Below are 17,919 nucleotides of genomic sequence, written 5' to 3' on the forward strand. Positions count from 1 at the left end.
AATCCGGTACCCGCTCACCCGCGCCCCATTCGCCCGATTCCTCCCCCATGGCGGCTCGGGCCCGCCCGGCTCAGCGCTCCAAGCCGCCGGATTCCGCGGCTCTCTCCTCGCCGAACGCGTCCTTGACGGCGGCTGTGCGGAGCTGTTCCAGGAGGGTGAGCTGAGCTTTCGCGCGTGCCTGAAGCGTCCGCAACCGCTCCGGGTCGAGACCCGGTTCCCGGTCGGCGATGGCGAGCAGCGTCCGCCATCCGGCGCTCTTCCCTTCGACCGCCAGGGTCAGCGCCTCCAACTCCACGACGTCGCTCAGTGGTGAGCGGCGGAGAAGGCCGCCGTTGAGTTTGAGGCGCCCTGCCTTCTCGGCCGTCCACACCGCCAGGCTCTTGTAGCGGCGGGCCGGCAGCCCGAGCGACTTCAGGATCGCCAGCAGGGCGCCCCGGTCGGCGGCGATGTCGTCGGCGAGCCGCTCGATCTGCTCCGCGTTGGCCGAGCCGCGATGGCCTTGCGCGACCCTGCGGGCCAGGCCCACACCACCGGCCGCCGCCGCGAGATGGTCGTTCAGGTAGATGCCCAGAAGCTTCCGGGAACGGGATTCCCCCATGCGCGGCCGATACCCGGTCCCACCGGTCTAAACGGCGGCCGCGCGGTCCGCGCGAGGGCGGCCGGGATCGCCGGCCGGGGCGGCCCGGCCCGGAGGTCCGCCGGATCTACGTCCTTGGCCTGTCGCGGAGACTCTCGACGGGGTGGGGCCCCTCGGTCTCCAGGCGGTACTCGTCGCCGAACTTGTCGCGGTGGTCGTCGATGATCTGCTCCGACGGCGGGCGCTCAGCGTTGATCTTGTCCTGGTACTCCTCGAACCTGCGGTGCGCCTCCTGGACGTAGCCGGTGCCGAGGGTGGTCCAGTCGATCTGGGTGGCCAGCAGCTCGCGGACGAGCTGCTTGTTCGGCTCGAAGGTGACCGGTTCGGGCAGCTCCCGGGCCAGCACCGACTCGGGGTCGCGGCCGTCGTGGCGGCGCATCAGGTCACAGGCGATCCGCAGGTGCTCCAGCTCCATGTTCAGATGCAGCTCCCAGATCCCCTTGACGCGCGGGTCGGACTCGGTCTGCATGAACGAGTAGTACAGGTAGCACTCGTTGTACTCGTGGTTGACCAGCCGTTCCCACCACGTCTCGCCCGGGTCGACCAGCGACTCGTAGTGCGTGACGTGCTCCTCCTCCACCAAGCCGATCTCCTGGTAGAGCTGCCGCGCGATCGGCTCCATGTACATCGGGCCGACGTTCATGTAGAAGTTCATCGTCTGCTGCTCGGCCGACATGATCGTCAGCGCGTGCAGCTTCGAGATCGGCGCCGCCGCCTCCCGGTCGTACGGCTCGCGGATGTTGTCGACGGGGTCGCGGTGGTGCAGCCGCGTCGGCCGTCCCGGGGTGACCTCGGTGAGCTGGTCGACGATCTTCTCGGCCTTGCGGTGCTCGATCATCTCGTACAGGTTGGCGTACCGGTACAGGTGGTCGAAGTCCTCCAGCAGGCCGAACTGGTAGGCCTGTTTGAGGTAGGGGTCGGGTTCCTGCCGCGCGACCCAGCCGGTCAGGTCGACCGCGACCTGCTCGTAGGCGATGGTCGTCTCCAGCACCGACGCCTGCCCGGGGAGCAGCCAGTTCACGACCTTCTGCTGCTGCTGCTCGATGAAGCGCACCCTCGCGAGCTGCTGCTTGACCTCGATGTCGGGGCAGACCCGGTTGAAGTGGTGGCTGAACATGATCGCCTCCACCTCGATGCCGTTCATCGTGATGATCCGGCAGCGGGTGTAGGGATCGGAATGGTCGGGGTCGACGGGTGCGACGTCCAGCTGGCTCCAGTTGCGCAGCTGGTCGTCGAGCGGGATACCGCGGTGTTCGAGCGGGTTGAACGCCACCGGGCTCGCCCTCCTTGTGGGTCGGATCATCTCGGCGGATCCGGCCCCTACCCCCGCATCTCGATTCCGCACACGCTTTCCGGATCGTGGACACGATCCTTGCGGACGCCTGGCATCCGGCTCGCTTAGCCGCCCGGACGGCGGGTACCGGACGGCGGGTAATGGGCGCCGCGTCGCGATCCCGCGGACCGGCCCGGCGCCGGCGCCGGCCATGACGACCAGGAGGGCCCATGCAGACCACACCCACCGACGCCCGGACCACCGAGGACGTGATCGACCTGCTGCGCGCCCAGCACGGCCGGATCCGCGACCTGTTCGACCAGGTGATGAACTCCGACGGGCAGGCCCGCAAGGACGCCTTCGCGGAGCTGAGGCGGCTCCTGGCCGTCCACGAGACCGCCGAGGAGGAGATCATCCACCCGATGGCGCGACGGCTCCCCGGCGGCGACGGCATCGTGGACGACCGCCTCGCCGAAGAGCGCGAGGCCAAGGAGGTCCTGTCGGAACTGGACGGCATGGACACCGGCGACCCGGCGTTTCTCAAATCGATCGACCAGCTGCGCCTCGACGTCCTGACCCACGCACGCGCCGAGGAACGCTACGAGTTCGACCGGCTCAAGGACCAGTTCACTCCCGCGCAGCTGAAGGGCCTGGCCGCCGCCGTCCGCGCCGCCGAGGCGACCGCCCCCACACATCCGCACCCGGGCACCGAGACCGCTACCAAGAACATGCTCGCGGGCCCGATGGCCGCCATGGTCGACCGCGTCCGCGACCTGATCCGCGACGCCCGCGACCGCTAGTCAGCCGCCGAGCGCACGAAGAGCGGCCGTCAGAGCCGGGAGTGCGGGTAGGTGGGCGAGCGGTGCTGGAAGGACAGGATGTCGGGGTTCTGGACGACGCCGTCGCGGATCTCCACGGCCCGCTCGATGATCTCGCCGGTCCTGCGGTCCGGGGGGCCGTCGAGGACCGTGCGCAGATGGGGCAGCAGCGCCTCGCTGATCTCCCAGGTCGCGGAGTCCCACAGGTAGGACGGGCTGTGGTCCACGCCGTAGTGGCGGACGTTGCCGCCGACCGTGTACATGGGGTCGTCGAACGAGGTCGGGAGGGCCCACTCGAAACCCATCCCAGCGTCGCAGGACACGTCGACGACAAGGGCGCCTGAGGGGAAGAGCGGCAGGTCGTCGGTGGCGGCGAACATGAGGGGTTTGCCGGGGTCCTGGAGGACGCAGTTGACGATGATGTCGTGCCGGGCGAGGTACTCGGCGGCCGGGACCATGCCGTCGTCGGTGAGGACGCGGGTGCGCGCCGGGTCCTCGGGGTGGCGATCGAAGTGGACGATCCGGGCCGAGTGGATCGGCGAGCCGACCGCGCTCACGCCGCGTTGCGTCAGGATGTCCACGTCGTGGACGCCGTGCGCGTTCAGGGCGGTGACCGCGCCGCGCCCGGTCGCGCCGAAGCTGATGACGGCGGCGCGTCTCCGCCGCCCGTAGGCGCCGGTGGCGCCGGTCAGCGCGAGGGCGTGCAGCACTGAGCAGTACCCGGCGAGCTCGTTGTTCTTGTGGAAGACGTGCAGGGCGAACCCGCCGTCGGACGTCCAGTGGTTCATCGCCTCGAACGCGATGAGCGTCAGCCGCCCGTCGATGGCGAGCTGGGTGATCTCCGGGTCCTGGACGCAGTGCGGCCAGCCCCACAGGGTCTGCCCCGGGCGCATCTGCTTGAGGTCGCCGGGCTGGGGTTTGAGGATCAGGACGACGTCGCAGCGGGCGATGAGCTCATCGCGGGAGAGGAACCCGGCGACAAGCGGCGCCAGCTGCTCGTCCGGGACACCGAATCGTTCGCCGTATCCGCGTTCGAGATGGACGCGCGAGCGGAGGGCGGGGTCGAGGCGTTCGAGGTGCAGCGGGTGGATCGGCTGCCGGCGCTCGTTCTCCTTGCCCGACCGCGCGGTGATTCCCAGCGTCGGCCAGGTTGGCGTTCCGCCGCCGTTCACTTGGCGGTCAGGACATCGAGGCGGTGGGGGAATGAGGCGTCCCCTCCGGCATGGCTTCGGGCGGGCATGCGGTCTCCGAGCGTTGCGAAGATCAGATGAGGAGGACCGCTCCGGCGGCCGGGGTCGCCGGAGTGCGGGTCGACCGCGAGCGCGGTGCCGTCATTGCCGGACGCCCGCAGTGTACGCGCACGCCGCCCGTCCGCGGACCCGGCGGCGTCCCGCCGGGCCGCCGATCAGCCATCGTGATGAGCCGTTCGCCGATCGCCTGTGTCCCCGGAGAGGTCACCGGGCTTGGCTCGACGGTGGCCGGTCACTGCTGGGGCCGCGCTGATCCACCGGGGCCGTCCGATGCACGGAGAGCAGTCCCTCACCGCGGCGGACGGCCCTGGCTCGGCCGTCCCGCTCCGGATCAGCCGTCCCGCTCCGGATCGGAGGACGTCCTGATCGCCGAGCACGTCACCGGCGCCGCACCGGATTCACGTGCGGCTCCGTCGACGCCGCCGCCTGTCCGGCGGCACCGCTTCTCCGCCGAACCGTCCGTGGCCGTCCGGGACGGCGCTCCAGCGTGTCCACGCGGTCCTACAGGGGCGATCGTGCTGGCCCCCTGCGGCGCCGTCCCGGCCACGGACCGGGGGCGGCCTGGAATCGGCCGGCCCGGCACGACCTGATCGACGATGCCCGCGGCGGCCCGCCGGGCGGGTCAGACCTCGCGCCGGTGGACGTAGCACCATCTCCACGCGGATCCGGGCTCCAGGGCGCCGGCGACGGGATGGTCGGTCTCCTGGTAGTGCGCTCGGCCGTGCCGGCCGGGTGAGTCGTCGGAGCATGCCACCCAGCCGCAGTTCAGGCAGACCTGCAACCTCGTCCAGGCGGCGCCGAGCGCTCGGCACCCCGTGCAGCGGTCCGACCGCGGGGTCACCGGCGCCAGCCCGTCGAGGTGCTCGCAACGCGGCGCCGATCCGTTCGGGCCGAGCGGGAAGACGGATGCCATCTGGAGATGTCCGTCGCGGCGGTCAGTGCCCATCGCAGGTGCTCCTCTCCGCCGCCCTCCCGGCGATCTCCGTGTCCGGCCGGTGGATCCCGGATCCGGTATCGCCGAGTCAACCGCCGCCGCCGCCGGCCGGAAACCGTCAAGGCGAGCGGAACCCATCACCAGCGCCCATAACCCGCGCGGGCCGGCGGAGGGTTCCTGCCGATCGGCCGCGTCCGTATGCTCTCGTGCGGGAGGTGCCGGTCGTGGAGTTGCGACAGCTGCGCTACTTCGTGACCGTCGCCGACGAGCTGCACTTCGGCCGCGCCGCGGCGCAGGAGCACATCGTGCAGTCGGCGTTGAGCCAGCAGATCCAGCGGCTGGAGCGTGAGCTGGGGGTCCGGCTGCTGGAACGCAGCACGCACCATGTCGCGCTGACCGCCGCCGGCACGGCGTTCCTGGTCGAGGCCCGGCAGATCCTCGCGCATGTGGACCGGGCCGTCGCGGCCGCCCGGAACGCCGGCAGCGCGGCGCCCGCCCTGCGTGTGGGGATCATTGACGCGAGCTACGACTCGATGCCGCAGATCCTCCAGGAGGCGCAGGCGCGCCACCCCGGCCTGGTCGTCCACCAGATCGAGGCGGGCGTGCCCGAGCAGTACCAGCTGCTCGCCGGCGGCCGGCTGGACGTCGGCATCGGCCGCGCCGCGCTCGCCCCGCCCCGGATCGCCTCGCAGGTGTTCCGGCACGACCCGCTCGGCGTCCTGATCCCGCGCGGACACCGTTTCGCCGGCCTGGACGCGGTGCCGGTCGCCGACCTGGCCCGGGAACCGCTGCTGCTCGCCGAGGAGGTCCGAGCCCCGGAGTTCAACCAGTTCACGGTCGAACTGTGCCGGGCCGCCGGGTTCACACCGACGGTGTACGCGGGGACGGTCGAGAGCATCCGCGCCGCCGCCGACCTGGTCGCCCAGGGGCGCTGCCTGTACTGCGTGCCGTCCTCGTGCGTCGGCGCGCTGGCCGGCACCCTGTGGCGGCCGCTCACCGACCCGGCGTCCTACTACCCCTGGTCGGTCCTGTGGCGCGCCGACGACGACTCCGGCCAGGTCGCCGCCATCGTCAGCTGCGCACGCGCCATCTCCGCACGACTCGGCTGGCTCACCACACCCGACCAGGTCACCCCGGGCTCCACGGCGGACTGACCCCGGAGTACGCCTTCCCTGTGAACTGCTCGGCACGGCGGCGCACGGCGCGCGGGGACGTCAGTCCGGGATGCGGACGGCCAGCAGCGCGACATCGTCCTCGCCGCTGGGCTCCACCCGCTCCAGGAGCTTGTCGCAGAAGTCCGGCAAGGGGAGCTGGGCGAGGTGGGAACCGTGGCGGCGGAGGCTGGTGAGACGGTCGGACAGGTCGGAGTCGCGGGTCTCGACGAGGCCGTCGGTGTAGAGCAGGAGGGTCGAGGACGGCGGGAGGTCACGGGTGCCGTCGGGGCGGGTCCCGGTGAGGTCGGGGTCGCCGAGCAGGACCCCGTGCTCGTCCAGGAACTGCGTACCGCCGTCGCGGGTGATCAGCAGGGGCGGTGGATGGCCGGCGTTGCACCAGCGCAGGTGCCATCGCCCGCCCGGCTGTTCTTCGACGCGGCCGAACACCGCGGTGGCGAGTTCGGCATCGCTGACGGCGGCCATGACGCCGTCCAGGCGTGCCAGCACGGCGCTGGGCGGCTCGGCCATGTCCCACGCCAGGGCCCTGAGCATGTTGCGGACCTGGGCCATGCGGGCCGCGGCGGGCAGGTCGTGGCCCTCGATGTCGCCGATGACCAGCCCGGTGCCGCCGTCGGGCAGCGCGAACGCGTCGTACCAGTCGCCGCCGACCCAGCTGACCTGCGCCGCGGGCACGTATCTGGCCTCCAGCCGCAGCTCGCCCGGCTGCGGCAGCGGCGTGAGCAGGTTGCGCTGCATCGCCTCGGCCGTGTTGCGCTGCTCGGCGTACAGGCGGGCGTTCGCCAGGACCAGGCCCGTGCGGCGCGCGACGTCCTCCACGACGAGCCTGTCGTCGGGCCCGTAGCCGTGTCCCGGACGCGAGTAGCCCAGCGTCAGCGCGCCGTAGGTCTCGCCGCGGGCGGCGAGCGGGGTGATGATCGCGCTATGGGCGTCCATGACCTGGAAGAGTTCGTGCCGGGCCGCGTCCAGCGGTTCGTCGGAGCGCACGTCGGCCCCGGCGCCGACCACGACCGTGCCACCGCCGCGCAGCACCCGCGCCAGCGGACCCTGTGGCATGCGCGGTAGCGGCGGGAGCGGCCCCTCCAGCCCGGCGATGTCGGCGGCGGACAGTTCGCGGTGCGTCGTGGTGACCCGCTCGACGCGGCCGTCGGGGATCAGCAGGTCGACCTCGGCCCAGTCACCGAGCGCGGGCACGACCAGCCGGACGAGCCGCCGCAGCAGCTCCTCCTCGTTGAGGGTGGACGCCAGCACCGTCGTGATCTCGGCGACCAGCCTCAGCCGGGAGTTGGCCCGCCGCACCTGGGCCAGCCGGTCGCGCCGCTCGCGCTCGACCGCGACCCGGTCGGCGGCGTCCTGGAACACCAGGACCAGCCCGGCCGGCGGCCCCGCCCCCGGCCCGTCCGGATCGCCGGCGTAGATCGGCGCCGACGACCACGAGCACATCACCAGCCGCCCGTCGCGATGGGCGAATCTGTCGGCGTCCCCGTGGTCGGGGACGCCGGTGCGGAGCGCACGCATGAGGCGGCAGTCCCGTTCGGGCGGGACGTGGCCCTCGGCGTCCCGGTGCAGAAGCCGGTGCACCGGCCTACCCAGCACCTCGTCACGGGTGTGGCCGAGAAGCTGCTGCGCCCGCGGATTCCACGCCGTGACCCGGCCGGACTCGTCGGTGGCGAGGACCCCGGAGTTCATCGCCTCCACCAGACGGTCATGGGTCGTACCCGGTCGATCGTCCACCTGTCCGGCCATCATCACCCCCCGGATCGGACACCAGGCCCATTCCCTTCAGCTCCGCCCGGACACCCTGGGCACGGGTCACGCTTCGGGCCGGTGACGCGCCCGGGGCACCGGATCCGGCCGCGCGGCGGCCGGCAGGCCCCCACCGGGGACGGCGGCGAGGTCGCGAGGACTCTTCACAGGTGCGGCACCGGCGCGGTCGTCGATGCCGGGCGGCTCAGCCGCGGCGGGGCGAGATGTCGCAGGAGGCGAGGATCTCCTGCGGCAACGTGTCACCGGCCTCGTCCGCTGATCTGGCCAGAGCGGCCTCCGCCGACGACGGCGGCGCTCCGGGCGGGACGACGAGAAGCAGGGTCGGGGTCGCACGCCCGCGGGTGATCGCGACCATGTGGTCGCGGTAGGCCAGCCAGCCCACGCCGACCTCGCGGCCGAGGACGGTGATGCGGAGCGGGACCTCGTCCCAGTCGTCGAAGTCGATGGTCACGCGGGTGGCCGCGGCCGGCGGCTCGCCCACCCCGGTCAGCGCGGTCAGCAGGTCGGTGAGTTCGGCAACGGCGTCGCGGGATCTCGGCCACCAGCCACCGTCCATGACCCCGCGTCCCGCCTGGCCGGGGGCCAGGCGAAGCCGTGGCGCCGGCGGCACCTTGAGTTCGGGTGGCGTGGTCGTGGGGGGCGGGTAGACGAGCTGTCCGGTGTCGCGGGCCATGGATGGGCCCCGTTCTCGGTCCGTGCGGAACCGGATCGTGTACCGCCGGGGACGGCGCCGGCATGGCGGCCCGCGCGCGAAATGCCCCTGACACCCGCGATTATACGTCACACAATGTGCGCACCCGGAGTTGATCGGCCTGCCATGCCGGGCGCTGACGGCGCCGGCCGGTCATCGCCGGAAGGCGGCCGGGATGCGCAGGTCACCCCGGCAGGCGGCACGGGCTCCGCGGTCATGGAGCGATGGCAAGGCGAGAGCGTAGACTCATCGTGACGAGGGTTTCTCGATGCGGGTGGCCAAGCCCGCGTCCCCCTGTTTCTCGATACTCGGTCCTCTTCGGGGCCAGATAGGTCCGGCGCAATGACGCCGCAACAGCAGCCCACCCGAACCGCCGAGGTCCGTCCCCTCACCGGGAACGTCTCGCACAAGGCCGGGCTGACCAGCGAACGGCTCGCCGACCAGACCGTCATCACCCTCAGCGGCGACCTCGACGCCGCCTCGACCACGCCGCTCCGGGAACGCCTGTACGTCGCGCTGCGTGACGCCGGCGCGTACGTGATCATCGACCTGGCCGGCGTCACGCGCTGCGACGAGTCCGGGCTGGCCATGCTCGCCGGCGCACGCCGCCGGACGGAGGCCAAGGGCGGGACCATGGTCCTCGCCGCCCCGCGCCCCCGGATGGAGGGGCTGCTGCGGGCCACCGGACTCCTCCGCGTCTTCACCGTCCGCTCCTCCGTGGCCGCGGCGCGGACCGCCGGCCCGGGCGCACGGTCGGCCGCGGCTTGACCGCGGGCGTCGGCGGCCACGCGGGCGATCCAACGCGACGGGCGGACCCGTCCGGCGCCGAACTCGGCCGGGCCGATACCGGGCCGACGCCCGGCGGACGAGGAGAGCGGGATGACGACATGAACACTGACGATCTGGCGATCAGCGGCTGGGGGCCGCCGAACGAGCCGCGGAGCGCGCAGAACAACCGGCGCCTGGCCGCGTCGTTCGACCTGATGGCGGCGGTGCTGAACGGGATCACCCTGCCCGGACTGCTGACCCTGGTGGCGGAGCAGGCCCGCGTCATGGCGGGCGTCCCGCTGGCCTTCATCGCCCTGCCCGCCGACGACGCCCTCATCCTGCGGATCGACGTCGCGGTCGGCGTCGGCCGCGAGCAGGTACACGGGCTGACCGTACGGCGGGGCCGATCGATGCTCGGCCGGGCGTTCAGCTCCCGCCGGGCCCTGTCCGCGCGGATCGTCGCCGACCAGACGCTCAGCGCCCTGCCGGCAGGTCCGATCCTGATCCTGCCGCTGGACACCGGCGAGGCCACGCGCGGCGTGCTCGCCGTCCTCGGCCAGCCGGGCGCGGAACCGTTCAGCCCGTCCATCGCCCGCCAGCTGCTGCTGTTCGCCGACACCTCCGCCCGCCTGATCCAGCTCGCCGAGGACCAGCGCGCGGCCGTCCCGGCGGACCCCCTGGAAGCGCAGATCATCGCTCTGCCACCGCCCCGGGCCACGCGAACGTGACGCGACGGAGCGTGACCACCGGGCGGTAGGACACCCCCAAAGACGACCTGACCGCCGCCTCGGATCGGGTTCTGCACACCTTTCAGAAAACAGCCGGCCCTTTGCCCAGCGGAAACGCGCGCGATCCATATTCTCTACCGGCGTTCTGCGCGGGCTTGGCATCGGCCCCCTAGGCTTGAAGATTCTCGTGTACGTCGCGGGAATTCCGACAATCGTGAAATCACAGCCCGTTCACAACCCGTCACGACCCCGGCCCCGTTGCGTGTGATAGTGTTCGAGTAGTTGCGGTTCCCATAGACATGTTCATGCGCCTGTCGGATCTGACCTCAGGCGCATTTTTTGTTGTTCTGGACCTTCCGGATGGGCCATCGCGGCGTCCTCGACCGCACACGGTGTGCGGCCGGGACAGAACAAAAGGAGACGACATGGCCACCGGTACGGTCAAGTGGTTCAACGCCGAAAAGGGTTTCGGCTTCATCGAGCAGGACGGCGGCGGCGCCGACGTCTTCGCCCACTACTCCAACATCGCGGCGCAGGGCTTCCGCGAGTTGCAAGAGGGCCAGAAGGTGACGTTCGACATCACCCAGGGCCAGAAGGGCCCGCAGGCGGAGAACATCGTACCGTCCTGATCAACCGGTTCGCCGCGGGGGCCCGCAAGGGCCTCCGCGGCGGGACGCGCCCGGAGCCATGGCCCACGGCCGGCCCGCTCGTCCTGAAGACCACCGATAGTTTCGCACCATGCCCCCGCGGCGCGTACGCCGCCGGGCGACTCCGGTTCGTTCTTGAGAATTCTCCGCCGCCCTCCATTCGGGAGGCGCGAGCCCGCACGGCGGAACACTTCCTCGACACGCACCGCTTCGAGGAAGGCTCCACCTTGTCCCGCAATCCCCAGTCACCCGCCCGAGGGCGCGCTACCAAACCTCGCCCGGGCTCCGGTCCCCGCCGCCGCGCATCCGGCCCCCGCTCGGCCCCCGCGGCGGACCCGGCGACGTCGCTCCCATCGTCGCCCGCGGTCGAGTCGTTCTCCGACCTGCGCCTGCCCGCACCGCTCCTGGCGACCCTCACCCGCCGCGGCATGACGGCCCCCTTCCCGATCCAGGCCGCGGCCATGCCGAACGCGCTCGCCGGACGGGACGTCCTCGGCCGCGGCCGCACCGGCTCCGGCAAGACCCTCGCCTTCGGCCTGGCGCTGCTGGCCCGCACCGCAGGCCACCGCGCCGAACCCCGCGCGCCCCTCGCGCTGGTCCTGGTCCCCACCCGGGAACTCGCCCAGCAGGTCGCCGGCGCGCTCGCCCCCTACGCCGACGCCGTCGGCGTACGGCTCACGACCGTGGTCGGCGGCGTGTCGATCTCCCCGCAGACGAACGCCCTCCGGCGCGGTACCGACGTCCTGATCGCCACCCCCGGACGCCTCACCGACCTCATCGAACGCGGCGACTGCCGGCTCGACCGGGTGGGGATCACCGTGCTCGACGAGGCCGACCAGATGACCGACATGGGATTCCTGCCCCAGGTCACCCGGCTGCTGGAGCAGACCCCGCGCGACGGCCAGCGGATGCTGTTCTCCGCGACCCTCGACAAGAACGTCGACCAGCTCGTCCGCCGGTTCCTCAGCGACCCGGTCACCCACTCGGTCGACCCGCCCGCCGGGGCCGTCACCACCATGGAGCACCACGTGCTCCATGTCGCCGACGCCGACAAGCACGAGACCACCGTGCGCATCGCCGCCCGCGACGACCGGGTGATCATGTTCGTGGGCAAGAAGCACGCCGCGGACCGGCTCGTCCGCAAGCTCGCCTCCCGCGGCGTCCACGCCGCCGCGCTGCACGGCGGCAAGACCCAGTCACAGCGCAACCGCGCGCTGAACGGCTTCCACGCCGGGGACGTCACGGTACTGGTCGCCACCAACGTCGCCGCCCGCGGCATCCACATCGACGACCTCGACCTCGTCGTCAACATCGACCCGCCCGCCGACCACAAGGACTACCTCCACCGCGCCGGGCGCACCGCCCGCGCGGGCCGCCGGGGCACCGTGGTCACCCTCGTCCTCCCCGACCAGCGCCGCGAGATGAACGACCTCATGACCAAGGCCGGCGTCACCGCGCACACCACCCGCCTCAACCCCGGTGACCAGGACCTGACCCGCATCACCGGCGCCCGCGCACCACAGGGCGACACCGCTCCGAAGACCACCGCGCCGAAATCCGCGCCTTCGAAAACCACCACTTCGAAGACCACCACACCGCGGAAAGCGCGCCCCCGCACGTCCGGCCCCCGTCACGCAGACGCGCATGTCGTCCCCAATCGCAAGCCGCGCCGCCGCGCTTCGTCCCTCAACACCTGACGTGAGGCCGAGGCCCACTTCCCCAGCATCTCCTGCGGGCTTGGCGTAGCCGGGCTTCCGCATCTGGCCCGTAGTGCCGCGGCACTACGGGCCGGTTTTTCCTGCGACGAGATAGACCTCTGGCACCTGTACGTCCTGGAGGGCGGTCGTCAGGGTGGGCCTTGTCTTTGCCGAGTGGTGGGGAGTGGGCCGTGGAAGTGCGACTGCTGGGTTCGGTGACCGCGCGGTTCGGGGAAAGCGAAGCGGTCCTGAGGTCCGGACGGGCCCGGGGGCTGCTGGCGATGCTGGCCTGGGAACCGAACCAGACAATTCCCGACGCCGTGCTGATCGACCGGATCTGGGACGAGTCGCTCCCCCGCCATCCGCAGGCCGCGCTGTACACCCTCGCGGCGCGGTTGCGGGCGGCGTTCGCCGAGGCGTCGGGGAACGCCGCCGAGCGAGAGCGCGTGGGACGGCGGTACGGCGGATATGTGCTGCTCGCCGCCCCCGAGGACATCGACGTCCATCGCTTCCGCAGCGCCGTCTGCCAGGCTCGCGAGCGTGTCTGGGACGGCGAGGACGCGATGGCCGTCCGCCTTCTCGACCGTGCGATGGGGATGTGGCGGGGCGCGCAGCTCGCCGGGGTCACCGGCGCGTGGGCCGATCGGGTCCGCATGACGCTGGACCAGGAGAGGCTGACGACGACGCTCGCCTGCGCCGAGGCGAGGCTCCGGTTAGGGCGGCACGACGAGACCGTGCCGCTTCTCGCCGGGCTCGCCGAGGAACATCCCCTTGATGAGCAGATCGCGAGCCTGCTGATGGTCGCGTTGTACCGCAGCGGGCGGCAGGGCGAAGCGCTCGAACGCTACACGACCGTCCGGACGCGACTGGTCGCCGCGCTAGGCGTGGAGCCCGGGGCCTCGATCAGCCGGCTTCATCGAAGCATTCTGCATGGCGAACTCTCGTCCGTCGCATCGCCGATCGCCCGTCTCGATTGAGCGATGGCCGATGCCTTGCATGCCCGCCGACGTGCCAGACCTTCTTCTTGCCCTTGGTCTTCGCGTTGACGCGGATGCACGTGGTCTTGTAATTGGGCTTGCCGGTGGTCCACGTGCGGACCTTGATGTAGCCCTTGTGGCTGCAGTGATTGTTGAAGTAGAAGGTCGTGGACTGCCTGCCCGGCGCGAAGGAGATGTTGAGCTTCTTGCCCTTGGGCTTAGAGCACTTCCTGCTCATCCGCTTGACGGCGGCCAGGGCGGCTGTCGGCGCCGCGGCGTCGGCCTGCTTGACCGCGGTCTGCGGCGCCGGCGCCGCCGGGGCGGCCTGGGCCGTCGCGGCCATGGCCGGGGTGGCCATCATGGTGAGTGCCAGTCCAGGCACGGCCACCATTCGGGCGAGCTTCTGATACTGCATCTCGCACACCTTTCTCGCGTGTGAACCGACGTACGCGAGAAGTGTTGCCAACCGTCCTGTCCCATTTCTGTTCGTGCGCTGTCCCGGTTCTTTCACGGATCTGTCGGCGCCGGCGGCGGCTCGTCCGTGCGCAGCCAGCGGGCGATGGCGGCGCCGCGCGTCCCGACCGCGAGTTTCGCGAAAATGCGGTTCACGTGGTTCTTCACCGTGAATTCGGAGATGACCAGCTCGGCGGCGATCTCGGCATTGGTGCGGCCCCGGGCGATGAGGTCCATGACCGCGCACTCGCGCGGGGTGAGCCCGAATCCGGCGCGGCCCGGCGCGGGCGTCCCGGCGTGCTCCGGCCGGGGCGGCTCGGCGGGGTCGGCGGCATCGGCGGGCGGGGTCCGGCGGATCGCCGCCACGACGGCCATGCTCGCCTGCGGCGACAGCGGGCTGTTGCGTCCGCCGACCGTGTCGCGGATCGCGGTGACGAGCTCGTCCATGTCGAAGGAGCCGTGGACGAGGTAGCCCGACGCGCCGTTGCGGATCGCGTCGCCGATCACCGCGGCGTCGGTGTCGTAGGAGAGCATCAGGACCTTGGCGATCCGGCTGAGCGGCCCGGCGGCGGCCACACCGTCCAGCACCGGCATGCGCACGTCGAGGAGCACGATGTCCGGGCGGAGGCGCTCCGCCAGCTCGATCGCGTGCCGTCCGTCCACGGCCTCGCCTGCCACCTCCACGCCGGCGGCCCGCAGCAGCGTGACGAGCCCGCTGCGGACGATCGGGTTGTCCTCGACGACCAGGGCGCGGATCGGCGGGGCCGCCCCGGGCCTCGGCGGGGGCACGCTCACCGTGATGCTCCCGGCACCGCCGGCCGGCCGGTGCCCGGCAGGAGGAGGCGCACGGTCGTGCCCCGGCCGGGCGCGCCGTCCACGGTGAGCCGCCCGCCGATCCGGTGCGCCCGTTCGCGCATGCCGATCAGGCCGTAGTGGCCGTCCCGCGCCAGCAGGTCCAGCCGGTCCCCCGCGGGAGGGACGAAGCCCCGCCCGTCATCGCGGACGACCAGCGTCGAGGCGGCGGCGTCGCGGCTCACCGTGACGTGCCGCGCGTCCGCGTGCCGCTCCACGTTGGCGAGCGCCTCCCGGACGATCGAGACGATCTCGTACCGCACCGCCGCCGTCTCGTCGCCGCCGTCCGGCCCACCCGGGAGCCGGGTCACCGCCGCGATGCCGGTCCGCGCGCTCCACTCCGCTACGACGGCGGCGAGCGCCCCGTCGAGCGGCTGCCGGTACACGTCGTCGCGCAGGTCGGTCAGCAGGCCGCGGGCCTGGCCGGCCGCGACCCGCAGCCCCGCGACGATGGCCCGGGCGTCCGCCTCGGCCTGCTCCGGGGACCGGCGCACCCACACCGGCAGCGCCTCGGCCGACATGCTGATCCCCTGCAGCGTCTTGGCGAGCGAGTCGTGCATCTCGCGGGCCAGCCGGGCGCGCTCCTCCGCCGCCGACAGCGCCGCCGCGCCGCGCCGGTGCCGTTCTTCGAGGTCGGCGTAGTCGTCGAGGAACCGGCGCAGCGCCACCCCGGCGCACGCCGCGAGGGGATAGAACGCGGGCAGCCCGACCAGGACCGGTGCCCCGTCCGCGGCCTCCTGCCCGGCCCCGCCCGCCGCGGTGGCGAAGAACAGGGCCGTCTGCGCGGCGCAGATGACCAGCACCGTCCGCCACTCGTACAGGACCCCGGCGATGGCGGACGTGAGGACGGTGACCAGGAAGTACGGGCCGAGAGCCCCTCCCGAAAGCAGCACCGGGCACATCAGCAGGGCGTCCAGGCACCACAGCGTCGGATGGCGCAGCAGGACGGACAGGACGCGCCGCCAGGCCAGGCAGGCGACCGCCGTCCCCGCGCCCACGGCCGCGACCGCGAGCATCAGCGACGCGTCGCGCCAGTCGTCCGGGACGAGCATGACGGTCATGGCCAGCACCAGCCCGCGCAGCACCAGCAGCACGCGGAAGGCGACGCCGAGCCGCTCGCGGTCGGGGGTCGCGCCCGCGTCGCCGGATTCCCTGACGGTCAGCACTGGGGCGGGTTGCAGACGCGCATCAGGTCGGAATTCCTGAACAGTTCCTCGATTCCCTCTGGATTCCTGATCTGGAACGAGTGCCCCTGGACCGCCTCGGTCATCTGCTTCAGCCCCGGGTCGATTCCGGCGCCGAAACCGACCACCACGAAGACGACCGGACGCGCCGGATCGACCTGCTGCCGCAGCCTTGCCAGCGCCTTTCCGAATCGGGTGGACGGGCGGCCGTCGGCACCCATCGCGCTGAGCACCAGCACCACATTGAGCTGATCGGCGTCGTAGCGGCGCTTCATCCCCTGATAGGCCGCGACCACCGAGTCGTAGACGGCGTCCCCGCCGCCGGTCCGCGGCCGGATCGCGTTCAGCCGGTTCTCCAGGAAGAGCCGGTGGGTGGTGCCCGTGCGGGTACGGCTTCCGAGCTCGCCGATCCCGACCATCGGACGGTACGGGCGGCGCGCCCCCGGCCCGCCGGACGTCGTCCACAGGCCGAACTCCGAGTCGTCCCCGACCAGGTTGAGGCCCCTGTTCAGGGAGACGAGCATGGCGTCCAGGCGGGTCCCGCCGGGGCCGATCGCGCCGCGCCAGGCCGCGCCGGTCATGGCCGCGCCCGCCGGACCGGACGGGTCGACCAGCGCGAGCACGTTGATCTCCTGCGTGAAACTCCGCCACGTCGTCTGGACCCAGGACGCCGCACCCGGGCTCGCCACCGCCTGGATCCGGGGCAGCGGCGTGGACAGCCCCCGTTGCGCAGCACCGCCCGCACCGCCCGCGCCGCCTAAGGCCGAGCGCAGGCCGCGGCGGTTCAGCTCCGCGACGCCCGCCGGTGCGCGGAGCGCCCGGAGGAACTCGTCCGCGCGGCGCTGCCTGCCGAGGTCCGCCGTGGTGACGGTGAAGGGGAAGTCCAGCGCGGGCGTGCCGGCCGAGGGGTACACCGTGGCGGGCGCCCCGGCCCGCCCGGCGGCGCCCCAGCCCAGTGCCTGCTGCTCCGAGACGACGGCGACCTGGGCGGACGCGCCCCGCGCGGACCCGTCGAGCGCAGCGGCGGGATCCTGTCCCGGCTCCAGGATCTCGACCGTGCGCAGCGTGTTCGCGAACCTCTTGAGCGCGCTGACGCCCTGCTCCTTCCCGATGGAGTTCTGCAGCGCGAGCAGGGAGGCCATCCCGACGGACGTCCGCGCAGGGTCGGGAATCCGGATCAGGACGTCGTGCCCCGCATCGGCCTGATCGCCGCCCGTCCCGCCGGGAAGGAGGCCCGCCCACGTCCGGCCCTTCTCCCCCGGAGCGCCGGCCGTGGGGAAGGCGAACACCAGGGGTGACACGGCCACGGAGGTCGAGCGTCCGAGGACCGTGCGTCCCGACGGGCCGCTCCGGGCGAGGTCCAGCCACAGCTCGGAGTCCGGAATCCAGACGTCGGGGACGCCTCGTCCCGCCGCGATCGCGGACGCGGTGCCGGCGGACTCCTCGGGCACGATCCGCACACCGGCGCAACGTCCGCTCTCCTGCCGCGCGGCGATCGCGGACACCGCGGGCGCGATCGCCGGGTCGGCCTTCACGACCAGGGTCGCGCCGCCGGAATCGCATTCCTCGCCGCTCGCGATGAGCGCCCAGCCGCCGCCCCCGAGGACGAGCCCGGCCCCGAGCGCGATGGCCGCGGCGACGCTGATCCGGTCGCGCCGGGAGGCATGTGATCGCGCGGTGGTCGCATGCATCATGAGCCGTCCTTGGTGCTGGGAGCCCGAAGCCGGAGGCGCCGCGGACCGAACGGGCACTCGACCCACTTCTGTCAGCTGAGCGCAACCATAACTGTAGCGATCCGGACAATCCCGAATTCCGCCCAGATGCCCGGCGCACCCGGCCGCGAAATCACATCTCCGCTGATCACGTCACCCAGCGCCATTTACGGACCGAACGTAATTGTCCGCACCGTCCAGAAACGCAACCACGGTCACCACCGGTGGCAAAACGCACACTCCACGCTCACGCCGCGAGGGACACGCCGGACGGGACGTCCTCGTCGGCATGGTTCTGCTGATCGCCACGGTCGACGGGACCGCCTGGCAGCGTCGGGCGCCGCGCCGGTGACTTGCTG

17 protein-coding genes are annotated in these 17,919 nt (G+C 72.3%); 7 read left to right on the forward strand and 10 right to left on the reverse strand.

Annotated features, from left to right (window positions below):
* Positions 1–70: 70 nt before the first annotated feature.
* The gene (locus ACH34S_RS25655; RefSeq protein ID WP_395955336.1) at positions 71–598 is read right to left on the reverse strand and encodes a hypothetical protein; all 528 of its coding nucleotides are present in this window, start codon (positions 596–598) and stop codon (positions 71–73) included.
* 106 nt (positions 599–704) lie between these two features.
* Positions 705–1,910, reverse strand: a complete 1,206-nt coding sequence (locus ACH34S_RS25660) for a hypothetical protein (RefSeq protein WP_395955337.1) — start codon at positions 1,908–1,910, stop codon at positions 705–707.
* Between the two features lie 230 nt (positions 1,911–2,140).
* Here ACH34S_RS25660 and ACH34S_RS25665 point away from each other — a divergent pair, with 230 nt between their 5' ends.
* Positions 2,141–2,710 carry a hemerythrin domain-containing protein gene (locus ACH34S_RS25665; RefSeq protein ID WP_395955338.1) on the forward strand — a complete coding sequence of 190 codons (570 nt, stop codon included), beginning with the start codon at positions 2,141–2,143 and terminating at the stop codon, positions 2,708–2,710.
* A 29-nt stretch (positions 2,711–2,739) separates the two neighbouring features.
* On the opposite strand, the gene ACH34S_RS25670 is transcribed toward ACH34S_RS25665, so the two are convergent.
* Both ACH34S_RS25670 and ACH34S_RS25675 read right to left on the reverse strand, forming a co-directional pair.
* Entirely contained in the window at positions 2,740–3,900 is a 1,161-nt protein-coding gene (locus tag ACH34S_RS25670; protein WP_395955340.1) for a N(5)-(carboxyethyl)ornithine synthase, read from the reverse strand.
* Positions 3,901–4,600: 700 nt separating this feature from the next.
* Positions 4,601–4,924, reverse strand: a complete 324-nt coding sequence (locus ACH34S_RS25675) for a UBP-type zinc finger domain-containing protein (protein WP_395955341.1) — start codon at positions 4,922–4,924, stop codon at positions 4,601–4,603.
* A gap of 212 nt (positions 4,925–5,136) precedes the next feature.
* On the opposite strand from ACH34S_RS25675, the gene ACH34S_RS25680 reads away from it, so the two are divergent.
* Entirely contained in the window at positions 5,137–6,066 is a 930-nt protein-coding gene (locus ACH34S_RS25680) for a LysR family transcriptional regulator (protein ID WP_395955342.1), read from the forward strand.
* Positions 6,067–6,126: 60 nt separating this feature from the next.
* Here the strand turns inward: ACH34S_RS25680 and ACH34S_RS25685 are convergent, their stop codons facing one another.
* Positions 6,127–7,833: a SpoIIE family protein phosphatase gene (locus ACH34S_RS25685; protein ID WP_395955504.1), complete on the reverse strand. Its 1,707-nt coding sequence runs from the start codon at positions 7,831–7,833 to the stop codon at positions 6,127–6,129.
* A 202-nt stretch (positions 7,834–8,035) separates the two neighbouring features.
* Complete coding sequence (locus ACH34S_RS25690; RefSeq protein WP_395955344.1) at positions 8,036–8,524, reverse strand: DUF5994 family protein; 489 nt, start codon at positions 8,522–8,524, stop codon at positions 8,036–8,038.
* A 360-nt stretch (positions 8,525–8,884) separates the two neighbouring features.
* Here ACH34S_RS25690 and ACH34S_RS25695 point away from each other — a divergent pair, with 360 nt between their 5' ends.
* From ACH34S_RS25695 to ACH34S_RS25715, 5 genes are all read left to right on the forward strand, one after another.
* Positions 8,885–9,310: an STAS domain-containing protein gene (locus ACH34S_RS25695; protein WP_395955345.1), complete on the forward strand. Its 426-nt coding sequence runs from the start codon at positions 8,885–8,887 to the stop codon at positions 9,308–9,310.
* A gap of 119 nt (positions 9,311–9,429) precedes the next feature.
* Positions 9,430–10,038 (forward strand): GAF domain-containing protein, encoded by a 609-nt coding sequence (locus ACH34S_RS25700; RefSeq protein WP_395955346.1) that lies wholly within the window; start codon positions 9,430–9,432, stop codon positions 10,036–10,038.
* Between the two features lie 425 nt (positions 10,039–10,463).
* Positions 10,464–10,667, forward strand: coding sequence for a cold-shock protein (locus ACH34S_RS25705; protein ID WP_131964235.1), 204 nt, complete (start codon positions 10,464–10,466; stop codon positions 10,665–10,667).
* Between the two features lie 446 nt (positions 10,668–11,113).
* Positions 11,114–12,382: a DEAD/DEAH box helicase gene (locus tag ACH34S_RS25710; RefSeq protein WP_395955347.1), complete on the forward strand. Its 1,269-nt coding sequence runs from the start codon at positions 11,114–11,116 to the stop codon at positions 12,380–12,382.
* Positions 12,383–12,573: 191 nt separating this feature from the next.
* Positions 12,574–13,359 (forward strand): BTAD domain-containing putative transcriptional regulator, encoded by a 786-nt coding sequence (locus ACH34S_RS25715; protein WP_395955348.1) that lies wholly within the window; start codon positions 12,574–12,576, stop codon positions 13,357–13,359.
* On the opposite strand, the gene ACH34S_RS25720 is transcribed toward ACH34S_RS25715, so the two are convergent.
* The 4 genes from ACH34S_RS25720 to ACH34S_RS25735 form a co-directional block, all read right to left on the reverse strand.
* Entirely contained in the window at positions 13,286–13,774 is a 489-nt protein-coding gene (locus tag ACH34S_RS25720) for a hypothetical protein (RefSeq protein WP_395955349.1), read from the reverse strand. The two genes, ACH34S_RS25715 and ACH34S_RS25720, sit on opposite strands and share 74 nt — an antisense overlap.
* 92 nt (positions 13,775–13,866) lie before the next feature.
* Positions 13,867–14,607, reverse strand: coding sequence for a response regulator (locus ACH34S_RS25725; RefSeq protein ID WP_395955350.1), 741 nt, complete (start codon positions 14,605–14,607; stop codon positions 13,867–13,869).
* A complete protein-coding gene (locus tag ACH34S_RS25730) occupies positions 14,604–15,830 on the reverse strand; it encodes a sensor histidine kinase (protein ID WP_395955351.1) in 1,227 nt (408 codons plus the stop codon). Before ACH34S_RS25730 ends, ACH34S_RS25725 begins: the two co-directional genes overlap by 4 nt.
* Positions 15,824–17,542, reverse strand: a complete 1,719-nt coding sequence (locus tag ACH34S_RS25735) for a substrate-binding domain-containing protein (protein ID WP_395955353.1) — start codon at positions 17,540–17,542, stop codon at positions 15,824–15,826. The genes ACH34S_RS25730 and ACH34S_RS25735 overlap by 7 nt, the downstream gene beginning before the upstream one ends.
* Between the last annotated feature and the right edge of the window lie 377 nt (positions 17,543–17,919).

Source organism: Actinomadura sp. 3N508, from assembly GCF_044326375.1.
GTDB lineage: Bacteria > Actinomycetota > Actinomycetes > Streptosporangiales > Streptosporangiaceae > Spirillospora.

Excerpts from the sequence above, each read along its gene's own strand:
- ACH34S_RS25665 (WP_395955338.1), top strand. The coding sequence starts at position 2,141 with ATGCAGACCACACCCACCGACGCCCGGACCACCGAGGACGTGATCGAC.
- ACH34S_RS25720 (WP_395955349.1), bottom strand. The coding sequence starts at position 13,774 with ATGCAGTATCAGAAGCTCGCCCGAATGGTGGCCGTGCCTGGACTGGCA.
- ACH34S_RS25690 (WP_395955344.1), bottom strand. The coding sequence starts at position 8,524 with ATGGCCCGCGACACCGGACAGCTCGTCTACCCGCCCCCCACGACCACG.
- ACH34S_RS25655 (WP_395955336.1), bottom strand. The coding sequence starts at position 598 with ATGGGGGAATCCCGTTCCCGGAAGCTTCTGGGCATCTACCTGAACGAC.
- ACH34S_RS25705 (WP_131964235.1), top strand. The coding sequence starts at position 10,464 with ATGGCCACCGGTACGGTCAAGTGGTTCAACGCCGAAAAGGGTTTCGGC.
- ACH34S_RS25685 (WP_395955504.1), bottom strand. The coding sequence starts at position 7,833 with ATGATGGCCGGACAGGTGGACGATCGACCGGGTACGACCCATGACCGT.
- ACH34S_RS25700 (WP_395955346.1), top strand. The coding sequence starts at position 9,430 with ATGAACACTGACGATCTGGCGATCAGCGGCTGGGGGCCGCCGAACGAG.
- ACH34S_RS25710 (WP_395955347.1), top strand. The coding sequence starts at position 11,114 with ATGACGGCCCCCTTCCCGATCCAGGCCGCGGCCATGCCGAACGCGCTC.
- ACH34S_RS25735 (WP_395955353.1), bottom strand. The coding sequence starts at position 17,542 with ATGATGCATGCGACCACCGCGCGATCACATGCCTCCCGGCGCGACCGG.
- ACH34S_RS25675 (WP_395955341.1), bottom strand. The coding sequence starts at position 4,924 with ATGGGCACTGACCGCCGCGACGGACATCTCCAGATGGCATCCGTCTTC.
- ACH34S_RS25695 (WP_395955345.1), top strand. The coding sequence starts at position 8,885 with ATGACGCCGCAACAGCAGCCCACCCGAACCGCCGAGGTCCGTCCCCTC.